21 protein-coding genes and 3 rRNA genes are annotated in these 25,500 nt (G+C 68.8%); 23 read left to right on the top strand and 1 reads right to left on the bottom strand.

Features of this window, described 5'->3' with window-relative positions:
* Positions 1–201 carry a Trm112 family protein gene (locus G6N10_RS05145; protein ID WP_085094841.1) on the top strand — a complete coding sequence of 67 codons (201 nt, stop codon included), beginning with the start codon at positions 1–3 and terminating at the stop codon, positions 199–201.
* On the opposite strand, the gene G6N10_RS05140 is transcribed toward G6N10_RS05145, so the two are convergent.
* On the bottom strand, positions 198–722 hold the full coding sequence (locus tag G6N10_RS05140) for a DUF6653 family protein (protein WP_179962815.1): 525 nt from the start codon (positions 720–722) through the stop codon (positions 198–200). The genes G6N10_RS05145 and G6N10_RS05140 overlap by 4 nt on opposite strands.
* Before the next feature lie 68 nt (positions 723–790).
* Between G6N10_RS05140 and G6N10_RS05135 the strand changes: the two genes are divergently transcribed.
* The 22 genes from G6N10_RS05135 to der all read left to right on the top strand — a co-directional run bounded on the left by G6N10_RS05135 (position 791) and on the right by der (position 25,494).
* The gene (locus G6N10_RS05135; protein ID WP_085094857.1) at positions 791–1,399 is read left to right on the top strand and encodes a DNA-3-methyladenine glycosylase; all 609 of its coding nucleotides are present in this window, start codon (positions 791–793) and stop codon (positions 1,397–1,399) included.
* A 159-nt stretch (positions 1,400–1,558) separates the two neighbouring features.
* Positions 1,559–2,851 (top strand): tyrosine--tRNA ligase, encoded by a 1,293-nt coding sequence (tyrS, locus tag G6N10_RS05130; protein ID WP_085094594.1) that lies wholly within the window; start codon positions 1,559–1,561, stop codon positions 2,849–2,851.
* 361 nt (positions 2,852–3,212) lie between these two features.
* Positions 3,213–4,730: ribosomal RNA gene (locus G6N10_RS05125) — 16S ribosomal RNA — on the top strand.
* Between the two features lie 505 nt (positions 4,731–5,235).
* Positions 5,236–8,354, top strand: a 23S ribosomal RNA gene (locus G6N10_RS05120).
* A 206-nt stretch (positions 8,355–8,560) separates the two neighbouring features.
* Positions 8,561–8,673: ribosomal RNA gene (rrf, locus tag G6N10_RS05115) — 5S ribosomal RNA — on the top strand.
* Together the 16S, 23S and 5S rRNA genes form the textbook arrangement of a ribosomal RNA operon.
* A gap of 191 nt (positions 8,674–8,864) precedes the next feature.
* Positions 8,865–9,743: a tetratricopeptide repeat protein gene (locus tag G6N10_RS05110; protein WP_085097455.1), complete on the top strand. Its 879-nt coding sequence runs from the start codon at positions 8,865–8,867 to the stop codon at positions 9,741–9,743.
* A gap of 1 nt (position 9,744) precedes the next feature.
* Positions 9,745–10,749: an HAD-IIA family hydrolase gene (locus G6N10_RS05105; RefSeq protein WP_179962814.1), complete on the top strand. Its 1,005-nt coding sequence runs from the start codon at positions 9,745–9,747 to the stop codon at positions 10,747–10,749.
* A gap of 37 nt (positions 10,750–10,786) precedes the next feature.
* On the top strand, positions 10,787–10,957 hold the full coding sequence (locus tag G6N10_RS20015; RefSeq protein WP_165757674.1) for a hypothetical protein: 171 nt from the start codon (positions 10,787–10,789) through the stop codon (positions 10,955–10,957).
* Positions 10,958–10,962: 5 nt separating this feature from the next.
* The gene (locus tag G6N10_RS05100) at positions 10,963–11,781 is read left to right on the top strand and encodes a TlyA family RNA methyltransferase (protein WP_085097534.1); all 819 of its coding nucleotides are present in this window, start codon (positions 10,963–10,965) and stop codon (positions 11,779–11,781) included.
* 16 nt (positions 11,782–11,797) lie between these two features.
* Positions 11,798–12,679: an NAD kinase gene (locus G6N10_RS05095; protein ID WP_085097461.1), complete on the top strand. Its 882-nt coding sequence runs from the start codon at positions 11,798–11,800 to the stop codon at positions 12,677–12,679.
* Between the two features lie 18 nt (positions 12,680–12,697).
* A complete protein-coding gene (gene recN, locus G6N10_RS05090) occupies positions 12,698–14,440 on the top strand; it encodes a DNA repair protein RecN (protein ID WP_085097464.1) in 1,743 nt (580 codons plus the stop codon).
* A gap of 116 nt (positions 14,441–14,556) precedes the next feature.
* Positions 14,557–15,741 carry a putative cytokinetic ring protein SteA gene (gene steA, locus G6N10_RS05085; protein WP_085097467.1) on the top strand — a complete coding sequence of 395 codons (1,185 nt, stop codon included), beginning with the start codon at positions 14,557–14,559 and terminating at the stop codon, positions 15,739–15,741.
* A 29-nt stretch (positions 15,742–15,770) separates the two neighbouring features.
* Complete coding sequence (locus tag G6N10_RS05080) at positions 15,771–16,712, top strand: copper transporter (RefSeq protein ID WP_085097470.1); 942 nt, start codon at positions 15,771–15,773, stop codon at positions 16,710–16,712.
* Positions 16,713–16,818: 106 nt separating this feature from the next.
* Positions 16,819–18,564, top strand: coding sequence for a CTP synthase (locus tag G6N10_RS05075; protein WP_085097473.1), 1,746 nt, complete (start codon positions 16,819–16,821; stop codon positions 18,562–18,564).
* The gene (locus G6N10_RS05070) at positions 18,557–19,186 is read left to right on the top strand and encodes an NUDIX domain-containing protein (protein ID WP_085097476.1); all 630 of its coding nucleotides are present in this window, start codon (positions 18,557–18,559) and stop codon (positions 19,184–19,186) included. The genes G6N10_RS05075 and G6N10_RS05070 overlap by 8 nt, the downstream gene beginning before the upstream one ends.
* Positions 19,183–20,145: a site-specific tyrosine recombinase XerD gene (gene xerD / locus G6N10_RS05065; protein WP_085097478.1), complete on the top strand. Its 963-nt coding sequence runs from the start codon at positions 19,183–19,185 to the stop codon at positions 20,143–20,145. Before G6N10_RS05070 ends, xerD begins: the two co-directional genes overlap by 4 nt.
* Before the next feature lie 98 nt (positions 20,146–20,243).
* A complete protein-coding gene (locus tag G6N10_RS05060; protein ID WP_085097481.1) occupies positions 20,244–21,107 on the top strand; it encodes a ParA family protein in 864 nt (287 codons plus the stop codon).
* Positions 21,104–21,940 carry a segregation/condensation protein A gene (locus G6N10_RS05055; RefSeq protein WP_085097484.1) on the top strand — a complete coding sequence of 279 codons (837 nt, stop codon included), beginning with the start codon at positions 21,104–21,106 and terminating at the stop codon, positions 21,938–21,940. Before G6N10_RS05060 ends, G6N10_RS05055 begins: the two co-directional genes overlap by 4 nt.
* The gene (gene scpB, locus G6N10_RS05050) at positions 21,937–22,650 is read left to right on the top strand and encodes an SMC-Scp complex subunit ScpB (RefSeq protein WP_085097487.1); all 714 of its coding nucleotides are present in this window, start codon (positions 21,937–21,939) and stop codon (positions 22,648–22,650) included. The genes G6N10_RS05055 and scpB overlap by 4 nt, the downstream gene beginning before the upstream one ends.
* On the top strand, positions 22,647–23,396 hold the full coding sequence (locus G6N10_RS05045) for a pseudouridine synthase (protein ID WP_085097490.1): 750 nt from the start codon (positions 22,647–22,649) through the stop codon (positions 23,394–23,396). The genes scpB and G6N10_RS05045 overlap by 4 nt, the downstream gene beginning before the upstream one ends.
* Positions 23,393–24,070: a (d)CMP kinase gene (cmk, locus tag G6N10_RS05040; protein ID WP_085097495.1), complete on the top strand. Its 678-nt coding sequence runs from the start codon at positions 23,393–23,395 to the stop codon at positions 24,068–24,070. The genes G6N10_RS05045 and cmk overlap by 4 nt, the downstream gene beginning before the upstream one ends.
* Positions 24,067–25,494, top strand: a complete 1,428-nt coding sequence (der, locus tag G6N10_RS05035) for a ribosome biogenesis GTPase Der (RefSeq protein WP_085097498.1) — start codon at positions 24,067–24,069, stop codon at positions 25,492–25,494. The genes cmk and der overlap by 4 nt, the downstream gene beginning before the upstream one ends.
* The last annotated feature ends 6 nt before the right edge of the window (positions 25,495–25,500 follow it).

Below are 25,500 nucleotides of genomic sequence, written 5' to 3'. Positions count from 1 at the left end.
GTGCTGGACCCGACACTGCTTGAGCTGCTGGTCTGCCCGCAGGATCGCGGACCGCTGCGCTACGCCGAAGCCGAGGCGATCCTCTACAACCCGCGACTGCGGCGCGCCTACCGCATTGACGACGGTATCCCGGTGCTGCTGATCGACGAGGCCCGCGACGTCGGCGACGACGAGCACGCCCGGCTGACGGCCGCGTCCTAGCGGGCCGACTCGCCGGCGTCGGGTACCCCGGCGTCATGGACCTCGGCGTCGTGGACCTCGGCGTCGTAGAAAATTGCCAGCCGGTCGATCCGCCACAGCTGGCCGTAGCCGATCAGCGTGGCGCCGAACACCGTCGGCCAGATCCGGTAGCTGACCAGGCCCCAGCCGAGCAGCCCCGCCCCGGTCAGCCCGCCCACCAGCCAGCACCGTTGCGCGAACCCGAACCCGGCGGGCATCGCCGTGCGGTCCCGGGCCCAGCGCTGCTCGCCGAAGATCCCCTTCGACGACCACGCGGTCGGGGTGTGCACCGCCGGGAACACCCGCGGGTTGGCCCACAGCCACACCGCGACCGCCGCCACCGGCAGCAGCGCCCACCAACCGATCCAGGCCCGGCTCCAGATCGCCAGCACCACCAGCGGGATTGCCGCGAACCGGGTCCAGACGCTCCACGGGTTGGCGTGCCGGGCCCAGGTCCGGTCGTCGGGTGACATCGCCGCGAGTACCCGGTCGGTGAACTTCATGTCCCCGATTGTCCTCGCGCGCGGCCGCCGCCGGCCGGGTCTGACTCGGGCAGGGCAGAATGCCGGTGATGGACGTCGATGCCCTGGCCGCGGCCCCCGATGCGGTGGCCCGGCGCGTGCTGGGCGCGACGCTGCGCGGGCGCGGGGTCGCCGGGGTGATCGTCGAGGTGGAGGCCTACGGCGGGGTGCCCGACGGGCCGTGGCCGGACCCCGCGGCGCACTCCTATCGCGGCCCGACCGGCCGCAACGCGGTGATGTTCGGGCCGGCCGGCCGGCTCTACACCTACCGCAGCCACGGCATTCACGTCTGCGCCAATGTGGCCGGCGGCCCGGACGGCGTCGCCGCCGCGGTGCTGATCCGGGCCGCGGTCATCACCGCGGGTGTCGAGCTCGCCCGGGAGCGCCGCGGGCTGCGTGCCGATGCCGCGCTGGCCCGCGGCCCGGGCAACCTGTGCGCGGCGCTGGGCATCACCATCGACGACAACGGCGTCGACCTGTTCGACCCGGACGCGCCGATCCGGCTGGAGCTGGCGGTGCCCGCCGATGCGGTGCTGGCCGGGCCGCGGGTGGGGGTGAGCAAGGCCGTCGACCGGCCCTGGCGGTTCTGGCTGCCCGGGATCTCCGCCGTCTCGGCCTACCGGCGCAGCCCCCGGGCCCCGGCGCCACCCGAGCCCTAACCACCCCATCCCCGCCCCTCCTTCCCCACCCCCCTTTCCCCGCCCCCATTCCCGCGAGCGCTCATCCTGGTACGCCCCGGCGCGGCGTGTCGCGTGCACAGCTGCACGCTGGGCATCCCGGATGCCGCGGGATCGGGGGCGATGCGCGAAGATCACCCCATGACGATTCTCGACGAGCTGAACTGGCGCGGCCTGATTGCCCAGTCCACCGACATCGACGCACTGGCCGCCGAGATCGCCCGCGGCCCGTTGACGGTCTACGCCGGCTTCGACCCGACCGCACCGAGCCTGCACGCCGGGCACCTGGTGCCGCTGCTGGCGCTGCGCCGCTTCCAGCGCGCCGGCCATCGGCCGATCGTGATGGCCGGCGGGGCGACCGGACTGATCGGTGACCCGCGCGACGTGGGGGAGCGCAACCTGCATTCCGGCGACGTGGTCGCGCAGTGGGCCGAGAAGATCCGCGGGCAGCTGGAGCGGTTCGTCGACTTCGACGACTCGCCGACGACCGCGGTGATCGAGAACAACCTGAACTGGACCGCCGAGCTGTCGGCCATCGAGTTCCTGCGCGACCTGGGCAAGCACTTCTCGGTGAACGTGATGCTCGACCGGGACACCATCCGGCGCCGGCTGGACGGCGACGGGATCTCCTACACCGAGTTCAGCTACATGCTGTTGCAGGCCAACGACTACGTCCAGCTGCACCGGCGGTACGGCTGCCGGCTGCAGATCGGAGGCTCGGATCAGTGGGGCAACATCATCGCCGGGGTCCGGCTGGTCCGGCAGGTGTGCAGCGAATCGGTGCATGCGCTGACGGTGCCGCTGGTGACCGCCAGCGACGGCACCAAGTTCGGTAAGTCCACCGGCGGCGGCAGCCTGTGGCTGGACCCGGAGATGACCAGCCCGTACGCCTGGTACCAGTACTTCATCAACACCGCCGACGCCGACGTGGTCCGCTACCTGCGCTGGTTCACCTTCCTGGGCGCCGACGAGCTCGGCGAGCTCGCCGAGGCGACCGAGCAGCGTCCGCACGAGCGGGCCGGGCAACGCCGGCTGGCCCGGGAGCTGACCACGCTGGTGCACGGCGAGCAGGCCACCCGGCAGGTCGAGCTGGCCAGCCAGGCGCTGTTCGGCCGGGCCGAGCTGACCGACCTCGACGAGCCCACCCTGGCGGCCGCGCTGCGTGAGGCCGGCGGCGACCAGGTCGCCGAGGTGTCCGCCGGCGAGCCGCCGACGATCGTCGATCTGCTGGTGTCCACCGGGCTGTCGGCGAGCAAGGGCGCGGCCCGGCGCACCATCGCCGAGGGCGGGGTGTCGGTGAACAACGCCCGGATCGCCACCGAGGACTGGGCGCCGGCGCCGACGGACTACCTGCACGGCCGCTGGCTGGTGCTGCGCCGCGGCAAGCGGGCCGTCGCGGGCGCGCAGCTCGGCGGGAGCACTGCGGGCGCCTAAAACCAGCGTTGACCAGGCGATTTGACTCCTTGTTTGCAACGACGTAACTTATTGCACGTCGCCGCGACAACGGCAAGCCGGAGCCGCGACGAACTCCCTCGGGAAAACCCTGGACATCCAGGAAGTTCCCCCAGTCCGCACTCAGCGAAGCGGCTTAAATGCCGCGGACTTCGTGCGCGCTGGACAGGGGTCTGTTGTTTGAGAACTCAATAGTGTGTTTGGTGGTTTTTGTTTGTTGTTTTTTGCCACGTTTTGATACCCCCGTGTTGGGGCGTGGCTTTTTTTGATGCCAGTTTTTGGTGTCTTGCTTTGGTCAAATGTTTTTCTGATTGAAGATTGCCGGCTGTTTTGCCGGGGTTTTTGTTTGGAGAGTTTGATCCTGGCTCAGGACGAACGCTGGCGGCGTGCTTAACACATGCAAGTCGAACGGAAAGGCCCTTCGGGGTACTCGAGTGGCGAACGGGTGAGTAACACGTGGGTGATCTGCCCTGCACTCTGGGATAAGCCTGGGAAACTGGGTCTAATACCGGATATGATCATGCGCCTCATGGTGTGTGGTGGAAAGCTTTTGCGGTGTGGGATGGGCCCGCGGCCTATCAGCTTGTTGGTGGGGTAATGGCCTACCAAGGCGACGACGGGTAGCCGGCCTGAGAGGGTGACCGGCCACACTGGGACTGAGATACGGCCCAGACTCCTACGGGAGGCAGCAGTGGGGAATATTGCACAATGGGCGCAAGCCTGATGCAGCGACGCCGCGTGGGGGATGACGGCCTTCGGGTTGTAAACCTCTTTCAGTACCGACGAAGCGCAAGTGACGGTAGGTACAGAAGAAGCACCGGCCAACTACGTGCCAGCAGCCGCGGTAATACGTAGGGTGCGAGCGTTGTCCGGAATTACTGGGCGTAAAGAGCTCGTAGGTGGTTTGTCGCGTTGTCCGTGAAAACTCACAGCTTAACTGTGGGCGTGCGGGCGATACGGGCAGACTAGAGTACTGCAGGGGAGACTGGAATTCCTGGTGTAGCGGTGGAATGCGCAGATATCAGGAGGAACACCGGTGGCGAAGGCGGGTCTCTGGGCAGTAACTGACGCTGAGGAGCGAAAGCGTGGGGAGCGAACAGGATTAGATACCCTGGTAGTCCACGCCGTAAACGGTGGGTACTAGGTGTGGGTTCCTTCCTTGGGATCCGTGCCGTAGCTAACGCATTAAGTACCCCGCCTGGGGAGTACGGCCGCAAGGCTAAAACTCAAAGGAATTGACGGGGGCCCGCACAAGCGGCGGAGCATGTGGATTAATTCGATGCAACGCGAAGAACCTTACCTGGGTTTGACATGCACAGGACGCCGGCAGAGATGTCGGTTCCCTTGTGGCCTGTGTGCAGGTGGTGCATGGCTGTCGTCAGCTCGTGTCGTGAGATGTTGGGTTAAGTCCCGCAACGAGCGCAACCCTTGTCTCATGTTGCCAGCACGTAATGGTGGGGACTCGTGAGAGACTGCCGGGGTCAACTCGGAGGAAGGTGGGGATGACGTCAAGTCATCATGCCCCTTATGTCCAGGGCTTCACACATGCTACAATGGCCGGTACAAAGGGCTGCGATGCCGTGAGGTGGAGCGAATCCTTTAAAGCCGGTCTCAGTTCGGATCGGGGTCTGCAACTCGACCCCGTGAAGTCGGAGTCGCTAGTAATCGCAGATCAGCAACGCTGCGGTGAATACGTTCCCGGGCCTTGTACACACCGCCCGTCACGTCATGAAAGTCGGTAACACCCGAAGCCGGTGGCCTAACCCCTTGTGGGAGGGAGCTGTCGAAGGTGGGATCGGCGATTGGGACGAAGTCGTAACAAGGTAGCCGTACCGGAAGGTGCGGCTGGATCACCTCCTTTCTAAGGAGCACCATTTGTTGCCCCGATAATTTTGGGGTTCCCCCGCCCCCGTCACAGTGACGGAATCGTGTGGTGGTTGGGATATGTGCCCGGCGCCTGTAGTGGGTGTTCGGGTGGGTGCGCAACAAACATTTCAAGATTTTTTCTTGGCCGGAGTTCGGGGTTTTATCGCTTCGGTGTCACCAGACACACTGTTGGGTCCTGAGGCAACAGGCTCGCAGGCCGGCCCCGTTGGGGGTTGGTGCTGGCTTCTGATGTTCTCGCCTGGCCGGGTTTGTCTCCGGTGTTGTGGGTGAGGATTGTTGGGGGTTTTTGTTGTCGCCCTGCTTGGTGGTGGGGTGTGGTGTTTGATTTGTGGATAGTGGTTGCGAGCATCAAGCCGCACGCGTTTGGTTTCTGGCCTGTTGTGGTCGGGGGCCGGCTGATTCGTCCTCTGTTGTGGGGTCGGGTTGGTGGTGTGTGGTTTGTTGTAGTGTGATTTTTTCTCATTTTTTGGTTTTTTGTGTTGTAAGTGTTTAAGGGCGCATGGTGGATGCCTTGGCACTGGGAGCCGATGAAGGACGTGGGAGGCTGCGATATGCCTCGGGGAGCTGTCAACCGAGCTGTGATCCGAGGATTTCCGAATGGGGAAACCCGGCACGAGTTATGTCGTGTCACCCAACGCTGAATGTATAGGCGTTGGGGGGGAACGCGGGGAAGTGAAACATCTCAGTACCCGTAGGAAGAGAAAACAAAAGTGATTCCGTTAGTAGTGGCGAGCGAACGCGGAGGATGGCTAAACCGTGTGCATGTGATACCCGGCGGGGGTTGTGTGCGCGGTGTTGTGGGGCGTTTCTTCTTCAGTCCGCCGACTGGAGCGGGAGTGAGAAATCATTGTGTTAGTCGAAGTGGCCTGGGATGGTCTGCCGTAGACGGTGAGAGCCCGGTAGGCGAAAACATGATGACTCCCGTGGAATGTTCCCCGAGTAGCAGCGGGCCCGTGGAATCTGCTGTGAATCTGCCGGGACCACCCGGTAAGCCTGAATACTTCTCAGTGACCGATAGCGGATTAGTACCGTGAGGGAATGGTGAAAAGTACCCCGGGAGGGGAGTGAAATAGTACCTGAAACCGTGCGCTTACAATCCGTCAGAGCCTTCCACTTTGTGGTGGGGTGATGGCGTGCCTTTTGAAGAATGAGCCTGCGAGTCAGGGGCATGTCGCGAGGTTAACCCGGGTGGGGTAGCCGTAGCGAAAGCGAGTCTGAATAGGGCGTATCCCCGTGAGGGGTGTAGTGGCATGTTCTGGACCCGAAGCGGAGTGATCTACCCATGGCCAGGGTGAAGCGCGGGTAAGACCGCGTGGAGGCCCGAACCCACTTAGGTTGAAGACTGAGGGGATGAGTTGTGGGTAGGGGTGAAAGGCCAATCAAACTCCGTGATAGCTGGTTCTCCCCGAAATGCATTTAGGTGCAGCGTCACATGTTGCGTGCTGGAGGTAGAGCTACTGGATGGCCGATGGGCCCTACTAGGTTACTGACGTCAGCCAAACTTCCGAATGCCGGTACGTGTAAGTGTGGCAGTGAGACGGCGGGGGATAAGCTCCGTGCGTCGAGAGGGAAACAGCCCAGATCGCCGGCTAAGGCCCCTAAGAGTGTGCTAAGTGGAAAAGGATGTGCAGTCGCTTAGACAACCAGGAGGTTGGCTTAGAAGCAGCCACCCTTGAAAGAGTGCGTAATAGCTCACTGGTCAAGTGATTGTGCGCCGATAATGTAGCGGGGGCTCAAGCACACCGCCGAAGCCGCGGCAATACCTGTATGGGTATTGGGTAGGGGAGCGTCCTGCATCCGGTGAAGCAGCCGTGTGAACGAGCTGTGGAGGGTGTGGGAGTGAGAATGCAGGCATGAGTAGCGATAAGGCAAGTGAGAACCTTGCCCGCCGAAAGACCAAGGGTTCCTGGGCCAGGCCAGTCCTCCCAGGGTGAGTCGGGACCTAAGGCGAGGCCGACAGGCGTAGTCGATGGACAACGGGTTGATATTCCCGTACCCGTGTGTGAGCGTCCCTGATGAATCATCGGTACTAACCATCCAAAAGGTGGCTGACTTCTCTTTCGGGAGTTGCGGTCGCCGGCTGCGTGGGACCTTCGGTGGTAGTAGTCAAGCGATGGGGTGACGCAGGAAGGTAGCCGTACCAGTCAGTGGTTGTACTGGGGTAAGCCTGTAGGACGACATCTAGGCAAATCCGGATGTCATATGTCTGAGAGGTGACGCATAGCCGATTGAGGCGAATTCGGTGATCCTATGCTGCCAAGAAAAGCCTCTAGCGAGTGCACACACGGCCCGTACCCCAAACCAACACAGGTGGTCAGGTAGAGAATACTAAGGCGTACGAGTGAACTATGGTTAAGGAACTCGGCAAAATACCCCCGTAACTTCGGGAGAAGGGGGACCCACACACCGTCAACACCCTTGCGGTGGGCAGCGGTAGTGGGTGGCACAAACCAGTGAGAAGCGACTGTTTACTAAAACACAGGTCCGTGCGAAGTCGCAAGACGATGTATACGGACTGACGCCTGCCCGGTGCTGGAAGGTTAAGAGGACCGGTTAGCAGAACTTGTTCTGCGAAGCTGAGAATTTAAGCCCCAGTAAACGGCGGTGGTAACTATAACCATCCTAAGGTAGCGAAATTCCTTGTCGGGTAAGTTCCGACCTGCACGAATGGCGTAACGACTTCTCAACTGTCTCAACCATAGACTCGGCGAAATTGCACTACGAGTAAAGATGCTCGTTACGCGCGGCAGGACGAAAAGACCCCGGGACCTTCACTACAACTTGGTATTGATGTTCGGTACGGTTTGTGTAGGATAGGTGGGAGACTGTGAAACTCGCACGCCAGTGTGGGTGGAGTCATTGTTGAAATACCACTCTGATCGTATTGGACCTCTAACCTCGGACCGTATATCCGGTCCAGGAACAGTGCCTGGTGGGTAGTTTAACTGGGGCGGTTGCCTCCTAAAAAGTAACGGAGGCGCCCAAAGGTTCCCTCAACCTGGATGGCAATCAGGTGTTGAGTGTAAGTGCACAAGGGAGCTTGACTGCGAGACGTACATGTCAAGCAGGGACGAAAGTCGGGACTAGTGATCCGGCACCTCTGAGTGGAAGGGGTGTCGCTCAACGGATAAAAGGTACCCCGGGGATAACAGGCTGATCTTCCCCAAGAGTCCATATCGACGGGATGGTTTGGCACCTCGATGTCGGCTCGTCGCATCCTGGGGCTGGAGCAGGTCCCAAGGGTTGGGCTGTTCGCCCATTAAAGCGGCACGCGAGCTGGGTTTAGAACGTCGTGAGACAGTTCGGTCTCTATCCGCCGCGCGCGTCAGAAGCTTGAGGAAAGCTGTCCCTAGTACGAGAGGACCGGGACGGACGAACCTCTGGTATACCAGTTGTCCCACCAGGGGCATCGCTGGATGGCTACGTTCGGACAGGATAACCGCTGAAAGCATCTAAGCGGGAAACCTTCTCCAAGACCAGGCTTCTCACCCTCTAGGAGGGATAAGGCCCCCCGCAGACCACGGGATTGATAGGCCAGACCTATACGCACCGCAAGGTGTTCAGGGAACTGGTACTAACCGGCCGAAAACTTACAACACCCCCACCCCAAAAAGGGTGGCGGGAACAAAATGTAAGCCCAAAAAAATTGCAAGACACACTCTTGCCTCGCAACCACACCACAACCACAACACCACACCCCCCACCAAAAACAGCCCACACCGGGGACACCTAGGGGGCCGGCAGCAACCCACCCAGGGTTCGCGCCACCCCCACACCAGGGGTCACCGGAAAAGTGAATAGAGTTACGGCGGCCACAGCGGCAGGGAAACGCCCGGTCCCATCCCGAACCCGGAAGCTAAGCCTGCCAGCGCCGATGATACTGCCCAACAGGGTGGAAAAGTAGGACACCGCCGAACACACAAAACCCCCCGAGTAATCGGGGGGTTTTGTAATTCCCAGGGTATTCAACCGGAAATTCGGATGCGAATGTGCAGCGGAAATGCCGTGCGATCGGGGCGGTGGATTCCGGGCGTTTTGTCCGGGGATACCCGTGCCCCGTATCCTTGACGTCGGGGTTTCCCCAACTGGTTTTATCGAAAGGGCGCTGATGGGCGAGAACAGCCAGGGCGGCGATCGGCGCCCGGCCCGCGACGGTGCACCGCGACGGGCCGGCCAGGGCGCCGGCTTTCAGCGCGACCGCGGCCCGCAACGCGACCGTGGCCCGCAGCGGGACCGCGGCGGTCAGCGCGGCCGGGGACCGGCGCGTGCCGGCCGTCCCGGCGACGGCGGTGCCCGCGGCCCCCGCCCCGAGCAGGACGGACAGGCCGACGGTCCGCGGATCCCGGCGGAGATCGAGGCCGGCCAGCTCGCGCCGGAGGTCCGTCGGGAACTGAGCACCCTGAGCAAGTCCACCGCCGACACCATCGCCCGGCATCTGGTGGCCGCGGGCAACCTGCTCGACGAGGACCCCGAGGCCGCGCTGGCGCACGCCCAGGCCGCACGCACCCGGTCCGGCCGGATCGCCGCGATCCGGGAGGCCGTCGGGATCGCCGCCTACCACTGCGGTGACTGGAACCAGGCCCTCGCCGAGTTCCGCGCCGCCCGGCGAATGGGCAGCAAATCCATGCTGCTGCCGCTGATCGCCGACTGTGAACGCGGCGTCGGCCGGCCGGAGAAGGCCATCGAGCTGTCCCGCAGCCCGGAGGCCGCCGAGCTGACCGGCGAGGACGCCGACGAGCTGCGGATCGTGGTCGCCGGCGCCCGCGCGGACCTGGGCCAGCTCGAGCAGGCCCTGGCCGTGCTCGGCTCGCCGCAGCCGGACCCGGCCGCCGTCGGCTCGACCGCCGCCCGGCTGAACTACGCCTACGCCGACACCCTGCTGGCCCTGGACCGCACCGCCGAGGCGCTGCAGTGGTTCCTCAACGCCGCGCGCGCCGACGTCGATGGCCTCACCGACGCCGAGGACCGGATCAGCGAGCTGTCCTGAGGTGCGCACCTTCGCCGACGTCTTCGACTGCTTGCTGCTGGATCTCGACGGCACCGTGTTCTGCGGTCATCTGCCCACCCCGGGCGCGTGCGATACGCTGGCGGATTTCCCGGCCCGTTCGCTGTGGGTGACCAACAACGCCTCCCGCAACGCCGGCCAGGTCGCCGCGCACCTGGCCTCGATGGGCTTTCACGCCGACCCCGCCGACGTCGTCACCAGCGCGCAGGCCGCCGCGACGCTGCTGGCCGACCAATTGCCCGGCGGGGCCCGGGTGCTGGTCGTCGGCAGCGCGGCCCTGGCCGGCGAGATTGCCGCCGTCGGCCTCACCGCGGTCCGCGGCTTCGACGACGGCCCGGTCGCCGTCGTGCAGGGGTATTCCGCCGACATCTGCTGGGCCGACCTGGCCGAGGCCGCCCTGGCGATCGGGGCCGGTGCGCGCTGGGTCGCGACCAACACCGATCTGACCCTGCCGTCGGACCGCGGGCTGCTGCCCGGCAACGGCGCGCTGGTGGCGGCGCTCGCCGCGGCGACCGGCGCCGACCCGCTGGTGGCCGGCAAGCCCGACCCCGGCCTGATGCGGGCGGCCCTGCGCCGCGGTGATTTCGCCGCGCCGCTGGTGGTCGGCGACCGGCTCAACACCGACATCGCCGGCGCCAACGCCGCCGGCCTGCCCAGCCTCGCGGTGCTGACCGGGGTGCTCGACCCGATGCAGCTGGTGTCCGCGATCCCGGCCGAGCGCCCCGACTACCTGGCCCACGATCTGCGTGGGCTCCGCGGCCCGGTCGAGCAGGCCAAGATCGGCCCGCAGCCGGGCTGGCGGACCGAGCGCGACGGCGACACCGTCACCCTGTTGGCCGGCGGGCAACCCGACCCGGACGGTCTGGCCGCGGTGCGGGTGGTTGCCCACGCGCTGTGGGCGGCCGCCGACGCCGGGGCGCCGGCCACCGTGGCGGCCGGCGACGAGGTGGCCGCGGCCGCGCTGCGTCGCTGGTCACTGGCATCCTGACGGCCGGTTCGGGTCATCGACTAGCGTTAGTGCCGACATGAGTACCGATCCGGACCAGATTCGCGGGCAGGTCGCCGAGCTGTTGGCCGAGCTGCCCGACGTCGACACCGCGCAGTCCAGCGACGCCGACATCGACGAATTGGCCGGCCGGCTCGAGGCGGCCCACGAACTTCTGGTCGCGGCCCTGGAATCGGTCGAGAAGGGTTGATCGGTGTGACCCGACGCGCCCGCGTCGACGCCGAACTCGTGCGTCGGGGACTGGCCCGGTCCCGCCAGCAGGCCGCCGAACTGATCGGCGCCGGGCGGGTCCGCATCGACGGCATGCCCGCGGTCAAACCGGCCACCGCGATCCCGATCGGCGCCGCGCTGACCGTCATCGACGGCGAACGCAGCTGGGTCTCGCGCGGCGCGCACAAGCTGATCGGCGCGCTCGATGCCTTCGGCATCGCCGTCGACGGCCGGCGCTGCCTGGACGCCGGGGCGTGCACCGGCGGCTTCTCCGAGGTGCTGCTGGACCGCGGCGCCCGCGAGGTGGTGGCCGCCGACGTCGGCTACGGCCAGCTGGCCTGGCCGGTGCGCTCCGATGACCGGGTGACGGTGCTGGAACGCACCAACGTTCGCGACCTGACCGCCGAGGCCATCGGCGGTCCGGTGGACCTGATCGTCGCCGACCTGTCCTTCATCTCGCTGGCCACCGTGCTGCCGGCACTGACCGGCTGCGCCGCACCGCACGCCGACATCGTGCCGATGGTCAAGCCGCAGTTCGAGGTCGGCAAGGGGCAGGTCGGGGCGGGCGGGGTGGTGCACGATCCGGCGCTGCGGGCCGCCGCGGTGCGCGCGGTCGCGGCCCGCGCCGCCGAACTGGGCTGGGGCACCGTGGCGGTCACCGCCTCACCGCTGCCCGGGCCGTCGGGCAACGTCGAGTATTTTCTGTGGTTGCGCAACGCGCAGGCCGCGGGTCCCGACGCGCTGCCGGCCGGCCCGGAGCTGGAATCCGCCGTCGAGACCGCCGTCGCCGAGGGACCGCAATGATGCCCGGGAAGGCTCTATGACCACCGAACGCAGCGTCCTGCTCGTCGTCCACACCGGCCGGGAGGCGGCCACCGATGTCGCCCGCCACGTTGAGAGGGTGCTGGGCGAGCACGGCATCGAAATGCGGCTGCTGTCCCCGGGAGTGGTCGACGGCAGCGTCACCGCGCCGACCGAGGCGCAGCCCAATCCGGCCGCCGGTGCCGAGCTGGTGCTGGTGCTCGGCGGCGACGGCACCTTCCTGCGGGCCGCCGAACTGGCCCGCACCGCCGGCATCCCGGTGCTCGGGGTCAACCTCGGCCGGATCGGGTTCCTGGCCGAGGCCGAGGCCGACGCCATCGACGCGGTGCTGGCCCGCGTCGTTCGGCGCGACTACCGGGTGGAGTCCCGGATGACCCTCGACGTCGCGGTCCGGCACCGCGGTGCGGTCATCGACCGGGGCTGGGCGCTCAACGAGGCCAGCCTGGAGAAGGGCTCCCGGCTCGGCGTGCTCGGCGTCGTCGTCGAGATCGACGGCCGGCCGGTCTCGACGTTCGGCTGCGACGGGGTGCTGGTGTCCACCCCGACCGGATCCACCGCCTACGCGTTCTCCGCCGGCGGCCCGGTGCTGTGGCCGGATCTGGAGGCCATCCTGGTGGTGCCCAACAACGCCCACGCGCTGTTCGCCCGGCCGATGGTGACCAGCCCGCTGGCCGGCATCGCCATCGAGGTCGAGGCGGGCGGTCACGATGCGGTGGTGTTCTGCGACGGGCACCGCGCCATGGTGGTGCCCGCCGGCGCCCGGCTCGAGGTCGCCCGCAGCGCCACCTCGGTGCAGTGGGCGCGGCTCGACAGCGCGCCGTTCACCGACCGGTTGGTGCACAAGTTCCGGCTGCCGGTGACGGGCTGGCGCGGTCAGTAGCGAGGGGATCAACGCAACGTGCTCGCCGAAATTCGCATCGAATCGCTCGGCGCCATCAAGGCCGCCGACGCCGAGTTCGACCGCGGCCTGACCGTGCTGACCGGTGAGACCGGCACCGGCAAGACGATGGTGGTGACCGGGCTGCACCTGCTCGGCGGGGCCCGCGCCGACGCCGACCGGGTCCGCTCGGGCGCCACCCGCGCGGTGGTGGAGGGCCGGTTCAGCACCGTCGAGGTGGACGACGCGCTGGCGGCCCGCGTCGATGCGATGCTGGCCGAGGCCGGCGCCGACCGCGACGACGACGGCAGCATCATCGCGATGCGCTCGGTCAACCGGGACGGGCCGTCCCGGGCCGCGCTGGGTGGCCGCAGCGTGCCGGCCAAGACCCTGGGCGGCTTCACCACCGAGCTGCTGACCCTGCACGGCCAGAACGATCAGTTGCGGCTGATGCGCCCGGAGCAGCAGCGCGCGGCGCTGGACCGCTACGCCGAGGCCGCCGCGCCGCTGGACCGCTACCGCCGGGCCCGGGCGGACTGGCGGGCCGCCCGCCGGGACCTGATCGAACGCACCGGCAAGGCCCGGGAGCTGGCGCAGGAGGCCGACCGGCTGCGGTTCGCGCTGACCGAGATCGACGCGGTGGCACCCGAGCCCGGCGAGGACGACGCCCTGGTCGCCGACATTCGCCGGCTCTCCGAACTCGACGCGCTGCGCGAGGCGGCCGCCACCGCCCGCGCCGCGCTGTCCGGGGACCCCGAGGATCCGGGCCCGGCCGGGGCGGCCGCGGCGATCGCGACGGCCCGGGCCGCGCTGGAGGGCACCGACGAGCCGGTGCTGGCCGGCCTGGGCGTCCAGCTCGGCGAGGCCCTGGCCGTGGTCGGGGAGGCGGGCCGGGAGATCGGTGACTATCTGGCCGGGCTGCCGTCGGACAACTCGACGCTGGAGACCAAGCTGGCCCGGCAGGCCGAGCTGCGGTCGCTGACCCGCAAGTACGCCGCCGACATCGACGGGGTGCTGGCCTGGGCCGCCGACGCGCGCGGCCGGCTGGCCGGGATGGACGTGTCCGAGGAGGCGCTGACCGCGCTGCGCAGCCGGGTCGGTGAGCTCGGTGCCCGGCTGGCCACCGCCGCCGTCGCGCTGACCAAGGCCCGCACCCGGGCCGCCACCGGGCTGGCCGTCGCGGTCACCGAGGAACTGTCCGGGCTGGCAATGTCCGATGCCGAGTTCACCGTCACGGTGTCGGCGCTCGGCCCGGCGCCCGACGATCCGGCGCCGCTGACGCTGCCCTCGGGCGAGCCGGTGCAGGCCGGCCCGGACGGCGTGGACCTGGTGGAGTTCGGGTTCACCGCACACCGCGGCAACACCGTGCTGCCGCTGGCCAAGAGCGCCTCCGGCGGCGAGTTGTCCCGGGTGATGCTGGCCCTGGAGGTGGTGCTTGCGGTGTCGACGGCCGGCACCACCATGGTGTTCGACGAGGTCGACGCCGGCGTCGGCGGCCGGGCGGCGGTGCAGATCGGCCGCCGGCTGGCCCGGCTGGCCCGCACCCACCAGGTCATCGTCGTCACGCACCTGCCGCAGGTCGCGGCCTACGCCGACACCCATCTGGTGGTCACCGCGGCCGGCGGCGGGGCCAGCGTGGTGCGCCGGCTCGACGCCGAGGAGCGGGTCGCCGAGCTGGCCCGGATGCTCGCCGGGCTGAGCGACTCCGACACCGGCCGGGCGCACGCCCGGGAGCTGCTGGAGGCGGCGCAGTCCGAGCGCTGAGAACCCCGGCCGGCGTGCCGGATCGTGTTGCAGATGTGACGCGATGTGACTTATGTGGCGTGTGATACGGCGCGCCTCCCCGATGAATTGGTGCCGAACCGACACAATCGGGCGTCATGAAGATGTCTGCGCTGCTCTCCCGGAATGCAGGTTCACGCCCAGGTGTGGTCGGCACGGCGCGCGTCGATCGTGACGTCGACCGGTTGCTGCGCCGGGTGGAGCCCGGGGACATCGTGGTGCTCGACATCCTCGATTTGGATCGGGTCACCGCCGATGCCCTGGTCGACGCGCAGGTCGCTGGGGTGGTCAACGCCTCCTCGTCGATCTCCGGGCGCTACCCCAACCTGGGGCCGGAGGTGCTGGTCACCAACGGCATCACCCTGATCGACGACACCGGCGCCGAGGTCTTCAAGAAGGTCAAGGACGGCGCCCGGGTCCGGCTGCACAACGGCGGCATCTACCACGGCGACCGCCGGCTGGTGCTCGGCCAGGAGCGCAACGACGAGGAGATCTCCGAGCGGATGCACGAGGCCAAGAGCGGCCTGGTCGAGCATCTGGAGGCGTTCGCCGGCAACACCATCGAGTTCATTCGCAGCGAGAGCCCGCTGCTGATCGACGGCATCGGCATCCCCGACATCGACGTCGACCTGTACCGCAGGCACGTCGTGGTGGTCTCCGACGAACTCGACGCCGCCGACGACCTGCGCGCGCTGAAGCCGTTCATCAAGGAGTACCACCCGGTGCTGATCGGCGTCGGCGGCGGCGCCGACGTGCTGCGCAAGGCCGGTTACCGCCCGCAGCTGATCGTCGGCGATCCCGAGCGGATCAGCGCCGAGGTGCTCAAATGCGGTGCGCAGGTGGTACTTCCGGCCGACGCCGACGGCCACGCCCCGGGCCTGGAGCGGATCCAGGACCTCGGGGTCGGCGCGATGACCTTCCCGGCCGCCGGCTCGGCGGCCGACCTGGCGCTGCTGCTGGCCGACCACCACGGCGCCTCGCTGATCGTCACCGCCGGACACACCGCGAGCATCGAGGAGTTCTTCGACCGCACCCGGCAGCGCTCCAACCCCTCGACGTTCCTGACCCGGCTGAAGGTGGGGGAGAAGCTCGTCGACGCCAAGGCGGTGGCCACCCTGTACCGCAGCCGGATCTCCGGCGGCGCGGTGGCGATGCTGGTGCTGGCGATGCTGGTCGCGGTCATCGTGGCGCTGTGGGTCTCGCGCACCGACACCGTCGTCATCGACTGGTTCGTGACCTACTGGAACCGTTTCTCGCTGTGGGTCCAGCACCTGGTCAGCTAGCGCCGTAAGTCTGGGTCAGGGGTCAGGTCGTGATTTCGCTTCGCTCACATGCAATTTCGCTCGCCGCGGTGTTCCTTGCGCTGGCCATCGGGGTGGTGCTCGGCTCCGGGGTGCTCTCGGACACCCTGCTGTCCTCGCTGCGCGCGGAGAAGCGCGACCTGCACGGGCAGATCAACGAGCTGCAGGAGCAGCAGAACGCGCTGAACGAGAAGCTGACGGCGGCAAACGATTTCAACACCCAGATGGCGCCGCGGATCATCCGTGATGCGCTGCGGGACAAGTCGGTGGTGCTCATCCGCACCCCCGACGCCGCCGACGACGATCTGGAGGCGGTGCGCCGGGTGGTCGGCACCGCCGGCGCCACGGTGACCGCGACGCTGGCGCTGACCGACGAGTTCGTCAACGCCAACTCCGCCGAGAAATTGTCCTCGGTGGTCTCCTCGGTGGTGCTGCCGGCGGGCACCCAGCTGCAGACCACCCTGGTCGACCAGGGCTCGCAGGCCGGCGACCTGCTGGGCGTCGCGCTGCTGATCGACCGCAACCCCGAGGCGCCGCGGGTCGACGACGCGCAGCGCGAGGTGGTGCTCACCGCGCTGCGTGACACCGGCTTCATCGGTTTTTCCGGCAAGACCTTCGGCGCCGCGGACACCGCCATCGTGGTGACCGGCGGCCCGCTCGGCGACGACGCCGGTAACAAGGGCTCCACCGTCGCCCGGTTCGCCGCCGCGCTGGCCCCGCACGGCCAGGGCACCGTGCTGGCCGGCCGGGACGGCAGCGGCAGTGGCACCGGCGCGGTCGCCGTCGTGCGATCGACCCCGGGGTTGGCCACCGCGGTCAGCACCGTCGACGACATCAACACCGAGGCCGGCCGGCTGACCACCGTGCTCGGCCTGCAGGAACTCATCGGCGGCGGCCCGACCGGACAGTTCGGCGTCGGCCAGGGTGCGACGTCGGTCACTGTTCCGCAGTAGCGCGTCGCGGCGCGCCATCGCCGCGACGCCCGGGTCGGTGTTAGGGTGAACTCCCGTGGGTCGGCAGGCCCAGCTAGCCCTGCTCCCGGGACCACGGAGGTTGTTCTTGCCATCGTTTCGCAAGCACCCGCAGACCATCACCAAACACATCTTTGTCAGCGGTGGGGTGGTGTCATCGCTCGGTAAGGGGCTGACGGCCAGCAGCCTCGGCCGGCTGCTCACGGCCCGCGGGCTGGCGGTGACCATGCAGAAGCTCGACCCGTATCTCAACGTGGATCCGGGCACCATGAACCCGTTCCAGCACGGTGAGGTGTTCGTCACCGAGGACGGCGCCGAAACCGACCTGGACATCGGCCACTACGAGCGCTTCCTGGACCGGGATCTGTCCGGCTCGGCGAACGTGACCACCGGTCAGGTGTATTCGACGGTGATCGCCAAGGAGCGCCGCGGCGACTACAACGGCGACACCGTCCAGGTGATTCCGCACATCACCGACGAGATCAAGCGGCGCATCATGGTGATGGCCGAGCCGGACGCCGACGGCAACCGGCCCGACGTGGTGATCACCGAGATCGGCGGCACCGTCGGCGACATCGAATCGCTGCCGTTCCTGGAGGCCGCCCGCCAGGTGCGCCACGAGGTCGGCCGGGACAACTCGTTCTTCCTGCACGTCTCGCTGGTGCCGTTCCTCAAGCCCTCCGGCGAGCTGAAGACCAAGCCCACCCAGCATTCGGTCGCCGCGCTGCGCAGCATCGGCATCACCCCGGACGCACTGATCCTGCGCTGCGACCGGGACGTGCCCGAACCGCTGAAGAACAAGATCGCGCTGATGTGCGACGTCGACGTCGACGGCGTCATCTCCACCCCCGACGCGCGATCGATCTACGACATCCCCAAGGTGCTGCACCGCGAGGAACTCGACGCCTACGTGGTGCGCCGGCTCAACCTGGCGTTCCGCGACGTCAACTGGACCCAGTGGGATGACCTGCTCAAGCGGGTGCACGAGCCCACCGAGACCGTCCGAATCGCCCTGGTGGGCAAGTACATCGACCTGTCCGACGCCTACCTGTCGGTGGCCGAGGCGGTGCGCGCCGGCGGCTTCAAACACCGCACCCGCGTCGAGCTGCGCTGGGTGGCCTCCGACGACTGCGAGACCGACGCGGGCGCGGCCGCCGCACTCGGCGACGTGCACGGGGTGCTGATCCCCGGCGGGTTCGGCATCCGCGGCATCGAGGGCAAGCTCGGCGCGGTGCGCTACGCCCGCACCCACGGCGTGCCGCTGCTGGGGCTGTGCCTGGGTCTGCAGTGCATCGTGATCGAGGCCGCCCGGTCCGCCGGGGTGACCCGGGCCAGCTCCGAGGAGTTCGATCCGGACACCCCCGACCCGGTGATCTCCACCATGGCCGATCAGCGCGAGATCGTCGCCGGCGATGCCGATCTCGGCGGCACCATGCGGCTGGGCGCCTACCCGGCGGTGCTGACCGAGGGCTCGGTGGTGGCCGCGGCCTACGGCGCCACCGAGGTCTCCGAGCGGCACCGGCACCGCTACGAGGTGAACAACGCCTACCGGGACCGGATCGCCGAAAGCGGGTTGGTGTTCTCCGGGACCTCCCCGGACGGGCATCTGGTCGAGTTCGTCGAGTACCCGGCCGAGGTGCATCCGTTCCTGGTCGGCACCCAGGCGCACCCGGAGCTCAAGAGCCGGCCCACCCGCCCGCATCCGCTGTTCGCGGCGTTCATCGCGGCCGCCATCGACTACAAGGCCGCCGAGCGGCTGCCGCTGGAGCACCTGGACCGGGTGGCCATCAGTGACCTTGACGAGATGATCCCCGAGCCAGACCCCCGTGACTGAGCACGCGTTCGAAACTCTCTCCAGCGAAACGCTTTTCGTTGGAAAGATTTTCGCGCTGCGCCGCGATGAGGTCGCCATGCCGGGCGGCGGCAGCGCGCGCCGGGAGATCCTGGAGCACTTCGGCGCGGTGGCCGTCGTCGCCCTCGACGACGACGGGCAGCTGGTGCTGGTCTACCAGTACCGGCACGCACTGGGCCGCCGGCTCTGGGAACTGCCCGCCGGGCTGCTCGACTTCGACGGCGAGGCGCCGGCGCTGACCGCGGCCCGCGAGCTCGAGGAGGAGGCCGGGCTGCGCGCGCAGCGCTGGCAGGTGCTCGTCGACGCCGACTCCACCCCCGGTTTCACCGACGAGAGCGTGCGGATCTACCTGGCCACCGGCCTGACCGAGGTGGGCCGCCCGCCCGGTCACGACGAGGAGGCCGACCTGGTGGTGCGGCGCTTCCCGCTGGCCGAGGCGGTCGCGATGGTGTTCGACGGCCGGATCGTCAACGCGCTGGCGGTGGCCGGGATCCTGGCCGCGCACGCGGTGTCCACCGGCGCGGCCACCCCGCGCGAGCCGGACGCGCCGTGGCTCGACCGCCCGCACCGGCTGGCCGACCGGCTGCGCGAGCAGCGCCGGTGACCACCTGCAGCAGCGCGCTGGACGGCCAACTGCAGGGCTACCTGGATCACCTGACCATCGAGCGCGGTGTGGCGGCCAACACGCTCAGCTCGTATCGCCGCGACCTGCGCCGCTACCGGGAGTTCCTGGACCGCCGCGACATCGACACCCTGGCGGCGGTCACCGAAACCGACGTCAGCGAGTTCCTGATCGCGCTGCGCCGGGGTGAATCGGCCGAGGAGGCCGACGGCGGCACCGCCCGCAAACCGCTCTCGGCGGTGTCGGCGGCCCGCGCGCTGATCGCGGTCCGCGGCATGCACCGGTTCGCCGCCGCCGAGGGCATCACCGACGCCGACGTCGCCCGCGCGGTCAAGCCACCGACCCCGGCCCGCCGGCTGCCCAAGGCGCTGAGCCTCGATGAGGTGCTCGCGCTGCTCGACGGCGCCGGTGGCGGCGCGGCCGACGGCCCGCTGCAGCTGCGCAACCGGGCGCTGCTGGAACTGCTGTACTCCACCGGCGCCCGAATCTCGGAGGCCGTCGGCCTGGACGTCGACGACATCGACCTGCAGGCCCGCGCGGTGCTGCTGCGCGGCAAGGGCGGCAAGCAGCGCCTGGTCCCGGTCGGCCGGCCCTCGGTGTCCGCGCTGCAGGACTACCTGGTGCGCGCCCGCCCGGAGTTGGCCAGCCGCGGCCGCGGCACCCCGGCGATCTTCCTCAACGCCCGCGGCGGCCGGCTGTCCCGGCAGAGCGCCTGGCAGGTGCTGCAGGATGCCGCGGTCCGGGCCGGCCTGACCGCCGCGGTGTCGCCGCACACGCTGCGGCACTCCTTTGCCACCCACCTGCTCGAGGGCGGCGCCGACGTGCGCGTCGTGCAGGAACTGCTCGGGCACGCCTCGGTGACCACCACGCAGATTTACACCATGGTGACCGTGCACGCGCTGCGCGAGGTGTGGGCCGGCGCGCATCCCCGAGCGCACTAGCGCCGAGTTTGCCCGTGGCTCGCCCGGCCCAGGCCGGGCCAGGGGCTAGACTTTCCGGCGATGTGCGATACACGACCGACGGACGGGGGAGCGCGGCCGTGACCGACGATGCGCCAGACGCGCCCGCCCTCGGTCCCACCGGCCGGCCACCGCGACCCATCCCGGAGCCCAAGCCGCTGACCAGCCACGGTCCGGCCACCGTCATCGCGATGTGCAACCAGAAGGGCGGGGTCGGCAAGACCACCTCGACGATCAACCTGGGTGCCGCGCTGGCCGAGTACGGCCGCCGGGTGCTGCTGGTGGATCTCGATCCGCAGGGCGCGCTGTCGGCGGGCCTCGGCGTGCCGCATTACGAGCTGGAATACACCGTGCACAACCTGCTGGTCGAGCCGCGGGTGTCGGTCGACCAGGTGCTGATCAACACCCGGGTACCCGGGCTGGACCTGGTGCCGTCCAACATCGACCTGTCCGCCGCGGAGATCCAGCTGGTCAACGAGGTCGGCCGGGAGCAGACCCTGGGCCGCGCGCTGTACCCGCTGCTGGACCGCTACGACTACGTGCTGATCGACTGCCAGCCGTCGCTGGGCCTGCTCACCGTCAACGGCCTGGCCTGCGCCGACGGGGTCATCATCCCGACCGAGTGCGAATACTTCTCGCTGCGCGGGCTGGCCCTGCTCACCGACACCGTCGAGAAGGTGCACGACCGGCTCAACCCGCGGCTGTCCATCAGCGGCATCCTGATCACCCGGTACGACGCCCGCACCGTCAACGCCCGCGAGGTGATGGCCCGGGTGGTGGAGCGGTTCGGCGACCTGGTCTTCGACACCGTGATCAACCGCACGGTGCGCTTCCCGGAGACCAGCGTGGCCGGCGAACCCATCACCAGCTGGGCGCCCAAGTCCACCGGCGCCGAGGCCTACCGGGCGTTGGCCCGCGAGGTCATCGACCGCTTCGGCACGTGAGCGCCGCCGAGCCGGAGACCCCCGCCGACGAGCAGGCCGGGTTCCGGGTCCGGCTGGCCAACTTCGAGGGCCCGTTCGACCTGCTGCTGCAGCTGATCTTCGCGCACCGACTCGACGTCACCGAGGTGGCGTTGCACCAGGTCACCGACGAGTTCATCGCCTACACCAAGCAGATCGGCAGCCAGCTGGAGCTCGACGAGACCACCGCGTTTCTGGTCGTCGCGGCCACCCTGCTGGATCTGAAGGCGGCCCGGCTGCTGCCGGCCGGCCAGACCGAGGACGACGACGACCTGGCCCTGCTGGAGGTCCGCGACCTGCTGTTCGCCCGGCTGCTGCAGTATCGGGCGTTCAAGCACGTCGCGCAGCTGTTCGCCGAGCTGGAGGCCGCCGCGCTGCGCAGCTACCCGCGCGCGGTGGCCCTGGAGGACCGCTACGCCGAGCTGCTGCCGGAGGTGATGATCGGCGTCGACGCCGACGCGTTCGCCCAGATCGCCGCGGCGGCGTTCACCCCGCGGCCGGTGCCGACGGTCGGCACCGGGCACCTGCACCAGGTGATGGTATCGGTGCCCGAGCAGGCCCAGAAGCTGCTGCGGCTGCTGGAACACCGCGGGGTCGGCGACTGGGCGTCGTTCGGGGATCTGGTCGCCGACTGCGGCGCGCCGATCGAGGTGGTCGGCCGGTTCCTCGCGCTGCTCGAGCTCTACCGCGCCCGGGCGGTAGCATTCGAGCAGCCAGAAGCGCTCGGCCTGCTGCAGATTTCGTGGACCGGAGCCAGCCCGACGGCCGAGGAGCTGGTCAAGGCCGTCGCCGCTGACGAAGGGGTAGGAGCATGACCGAACAGTCGGCCGACGCCGACGCCGAGATCCCCGAGCTTTCTGCGCTTTCCGAGCCGGAGGTTCCCGAGGTTCCGGTGCTGGAGGACGACGAGCTGGCCCGGGTGCTGGAGGCGCTGCTGCTGGTCGTCGACACCCCGATCAGCGTCGCCGGGCTGGCGGCGGTGACCGATCAGGCCGAGCACCGCATCGCCGAGCGGCTCACCGCGATGGCCGCCGAACTCGCCGACCGCGACAGCGGCATCGACCTGCGGGAGGCCGGCGGCGGCTGGCGGATGTACACCCGGGCCCGGTACGCCCCCTACGTGGAGCGGCTGCTGCTCGACGGCGCCCGGTCCAAGCTGACCCGCGCCGCGCTGGAGACCCTCGCGGTGATCGCCTACCGCCAGCCCGTCACCCGGGCCCGGGTCAGCGCGGTGCGCGGGGTCAACGTCGACGCGGTGGTGCGCACCCTGGCCGCCCGCGGCCTGATCGTCGAGGCCGGGTCCGATCCGGACAGCGGGGCCGCCACCTTCACCACCACCGAGCTGTTCCTGGAACGGCTCGGGCTGACCTCGCTGGCCGAATTGCCCGACATCGCACCGCTGTTGCCCGACGTCGACGTCATCGACGACCTGAGCGACAACCTGGACGCCGAGCCGCGATTCATGAAGCTCAATCCCGCCGCCGCCCCGATGCGGCCCGACCTAGAGGTGGATCAGGACGCATGACCGAGCCGAACATGGGCGTACGCCTGCAGAAGGTGTTGTCGCAGGCCGGAATTGCCTCCCGGCGGGTGGCCGAGCGGATGATCACCGACGGTCGCGTCGAGGTCGACGGCCGGATCGTCACCGAGCTCGGCACCAGGGTGGACCCGGCGACCTCGGTGATCCGGGTGGACGGATCCCGGGTGCTGCTCGGCGACGACGACCGGGTCTACCTGGCGCTGAACAAGCCGATCGGGATGGTCTCCACGATGTCCGATGACCAGGGCCGCCCGTGCATCGGCGACCTGGTCGAGCATCGGGTTCGCGGCAACAAGAACCTCTTTCACGTCGGGCGGCTCGACGCCGAGACCGAGGGCCTGATCCTGCTGACCAACGACGGCGAGCTCGCGCACCGGCTGATGCACCCGTCCTACGAGGTGCCCAAGACCTATGTGGCCACCGTGATCGGCAAGATCCCCAAGGGCCTGGGCAAGCGGCTGCGCGACGGCATCGACCTCGACGACGGCCCGGTCTACGTCGACGATTTCGCGCTGGTGGACACCCTGCCGGGACGCTCGATGGTGCGCGTCACGCTGCACGAGGGCCGCAAGCGCATCGTGCGCCGGTTGCTCGACGCGGTCGGTCACCCGGTTGAGGCTTTGGTGCGCACCGACATCGGCGCGGTGCGGCTCGGCGATCAGCGTCCGGGCAGCATCCGGGCGCTGACCCGCAAGGAGATCGGCGAGCTGTACCAGGCGGTGGGACTGTGAACGGCGCGGTGGTCGCCATCGACGGACCGGCCGGAACCGGAAAGTCCACCGTGTCACGGGGTTTGGCGCGCGAGCTGGGCGCCCGCTACCTGGACACCGGGTGCATGTACCGGATCGTCACGCTGGCGGTGCTGCGCGCCGGGGCCGACCTGAACGACCCGGCCGCGATCGCCGCCGTCGACGCCCCGATGTCGGTGGGCTTTGACCCCGACGACAGCCGCGCCTACCTGGGCACCGAGGACGTCTCCGCCGAGATCCGCGGGGACGCGGTGACCGCCGCGGTCTCGGCGGTATCCGCCGTCCCGGCGGTGCGGGCCCGGCTGGTGGCCCGGCAACAGGAACTGGCCGCCGAGGCCGGCAGCGTGGTGGTGGAGGGCCGCGACATCGGCACCGTCGTGCTGACCGGCGCCGACGTCAAGATCTTCCTGACCGCCTCGGCCGAGGTGCGCGCGCAGCGCCGCAACGACCAGAACATCGCCGCCGGCCTCGGCGACGACTACCCGCGGGTGCTGGCCGACGTGCAGCGCCGCGACGAACTGGATTCCACCCGCGCCGCGTCGCCGCTGCGGCCCGCCGCCGACGCGGTGATCGTGGACACCGGCGACATGACGCAGGCCGAGGTGGTCGCCCACCTGGCCGAACTGGTCCGCAACAAGAACGAGGTGCTGCAGTGAGCGAAGAGAACACCGACTTCGCCGGGGACGGCACCTGGTCGGACGAAAGCGACTGGGATTACGTCGATTCCGGGGACGGCGACGGCGAGGACGACTATGCCGGGCCGCCGCCGGTGGTGGCGGTCGTCGGCCGGCCCAACGTCGGCAAGTCCACCCTGGTCAACCGGATCCTGGGCCGACGCGAGGCGGTTGTCCAGGACCTGCCCGGGGTGACCCGCGACCGGGTGTCCTACGACGCCGGCTGGCTGGGCCGGCGCTTCATGGTGCAGGACACCGGCGGCTGGGAACCCGACGCCAAGGGCCTGCAGCAACTGGTCGCCGAGCAGGCCACCGTGGCGATGCGCACCGCCGACGCGATCATCCTGGTCGTCGACGCTGTGGTGGGGGCGACCGCCAGCGACGAGGCCGCCGCCAAGATGCTGCGCCGCTCCGGCAAGCCGGTGTTCCTGGCGGCCAACAAGGTCGACGGCGAACGCCAGGAGCCGGACGCCGCCGCGCTGTGGTCGCTCGGGCTGGGCGAGCCGCATCCGATCAGTGCCATCCACGGCCGCGGGGTGGCCGACCTGCTCGACGCGGTGATCGCCAAGCTGCCCGAGGTCTCCGAGATCGCCCCGCGCACCGGCGGCCCGCGCCGCGTCGCCCTGGTCGGCAAGCCCAACGTCGGCAAGAGCTCGCTGCTCAACCGGCTGGCCGACGAGGAACGTTCGGTCGTGCACGACGTCGCCGGCACCACCGTCGACCCGGTCGACTCGCTGATCGAACTCGGCGGCAAGACCTGGCGTTTCGTCGACACCGCCGGGCTGCGCCGCAAGGTCGGCCAGGCCAGCGGGCACGAGTTCTACGCCTCGGTGCGCACCCACGGCGCCATCGACGCCGCCGAGGTGTGCCTGGTGCTCGTCGACGCCTCCCAGCCGCTGACCGAGCAGGATCTGCGGATCCTGTCGATGGTGATCGAGGCCGGCCGGGCGCTGGTGCTGGTGTTCAACAAGTGGGACATGGTCGACGAGGACCGGCGCTACCTGCTGGACAAGGAGATCGACCGCGAGCTGGTCCAGGTGGCCTGGGCGCCTCGGGTCAACATCTCCGCCAAGACCGGCCGCGCGGTGGCCAAGCTGGTGCCGGCCCTGGAGCGTTCGCTGGCCTCCTGGGACACCCGGATCCCGACCGGGCGGCTGAACACCTTCTTCAAGGAGATCGTGGCGGCCACCCCGCCGCCGGTGCGCGGCGGCAAGCAGCCGCGCATCCTGTTCGCCACCCAGGCGGCCACCCGGCCGCCGACGTTCGTGCTGTTCACCACCGGTTTCCTGGAGGCTGGCTACCGGCGGTTCCTGGAACGACGGCTGCGCGAGGACTTCGGTTTCGAGGGCAGCCCGATCCGGATCAACGTCCGGGTGCGGGAGAAGCGCGGCCACAAGGCGCGCTGAGCCGGC

The sequence above is a fragment of the Mycolicibacterium fallax genome (genome assembly GCF_010726955.1).
Taxonomy (GTDB): Bacteria; Actinomycetota; Actinomycetes; order Mycobacteriales; family Mycobacteriaceae; genus Mycobacterium; species Mycobacterium fallax.
The sequence above is the reverse complement of the archived record's forward strand: the minus strand, read 5'-3'. Positions and strand labels throughout refer to the sequence as shown.

Bases quoted from the DNA above. Each gene is read 5' to 3' on its own strand.
- G6N10_RS20015 (WP_165757674.1), top strand. From the start codon at position 10,787: ATGAGTACCGATCCGGACCAGATTCGCGGGCAGGTCGCCGAGCTGTTG.
- G6N10_RS05135 (WP_085094857.1), top strand. From the start codon at position 791: ATGGACGTCGATGCCCTGGCCGCGGCCCCCGATGCGGTGGCCCGGCGC.
- G6N10_RS05045 (WP_085097490.1), top strand. From the start codon at position 22,647: ATGACCGAGCCGAACATGGGCGTACGCCTGCAGAAGGTGTTGTCGCAG.
- tyrS (WP_085094594.1), top strand. From the start codon at position 1,559: ATGACGATTCTCGACGAGCTGAACTGGCGCGGCCTGATTGCCCAGTCC.
- G6N10_RS05140 (WP_179962815.1), bottom strand. From the start codon at position 722: ATGAAGTTCACCGACCGGGTACTCGCGGCGATGTCACCCGACGACCGG.
- scpB (WP_085097487.1), top strand. From the start codon at position 21,937: ATGACCGAACAGTCGGCCGACGCCGACGCCGAGATCCCCGAGCTTTCT.
- G6N10_RS05095 (WP_085097461.1), top strand. From the start codon at position 11,798: ATGACCACCGAACGCAGCGTCCTGCTCGTCGTCCACACCGGCCGGGAG.
- steA (WP_085097467.1), top strand. From the start codon at position 14,557: ATGAAGATGTCTGCGCTGCTCTCCCGGAATGCAGGTTCACGCCCAGGT.
- G6N10_RS05110 (WP_085097455.1), top strand. From the start codon at position 8,865: ATGGGCGAGAACAGCCAGGGCGGCGATCGGCGCCCGGCCCGCGACGGT.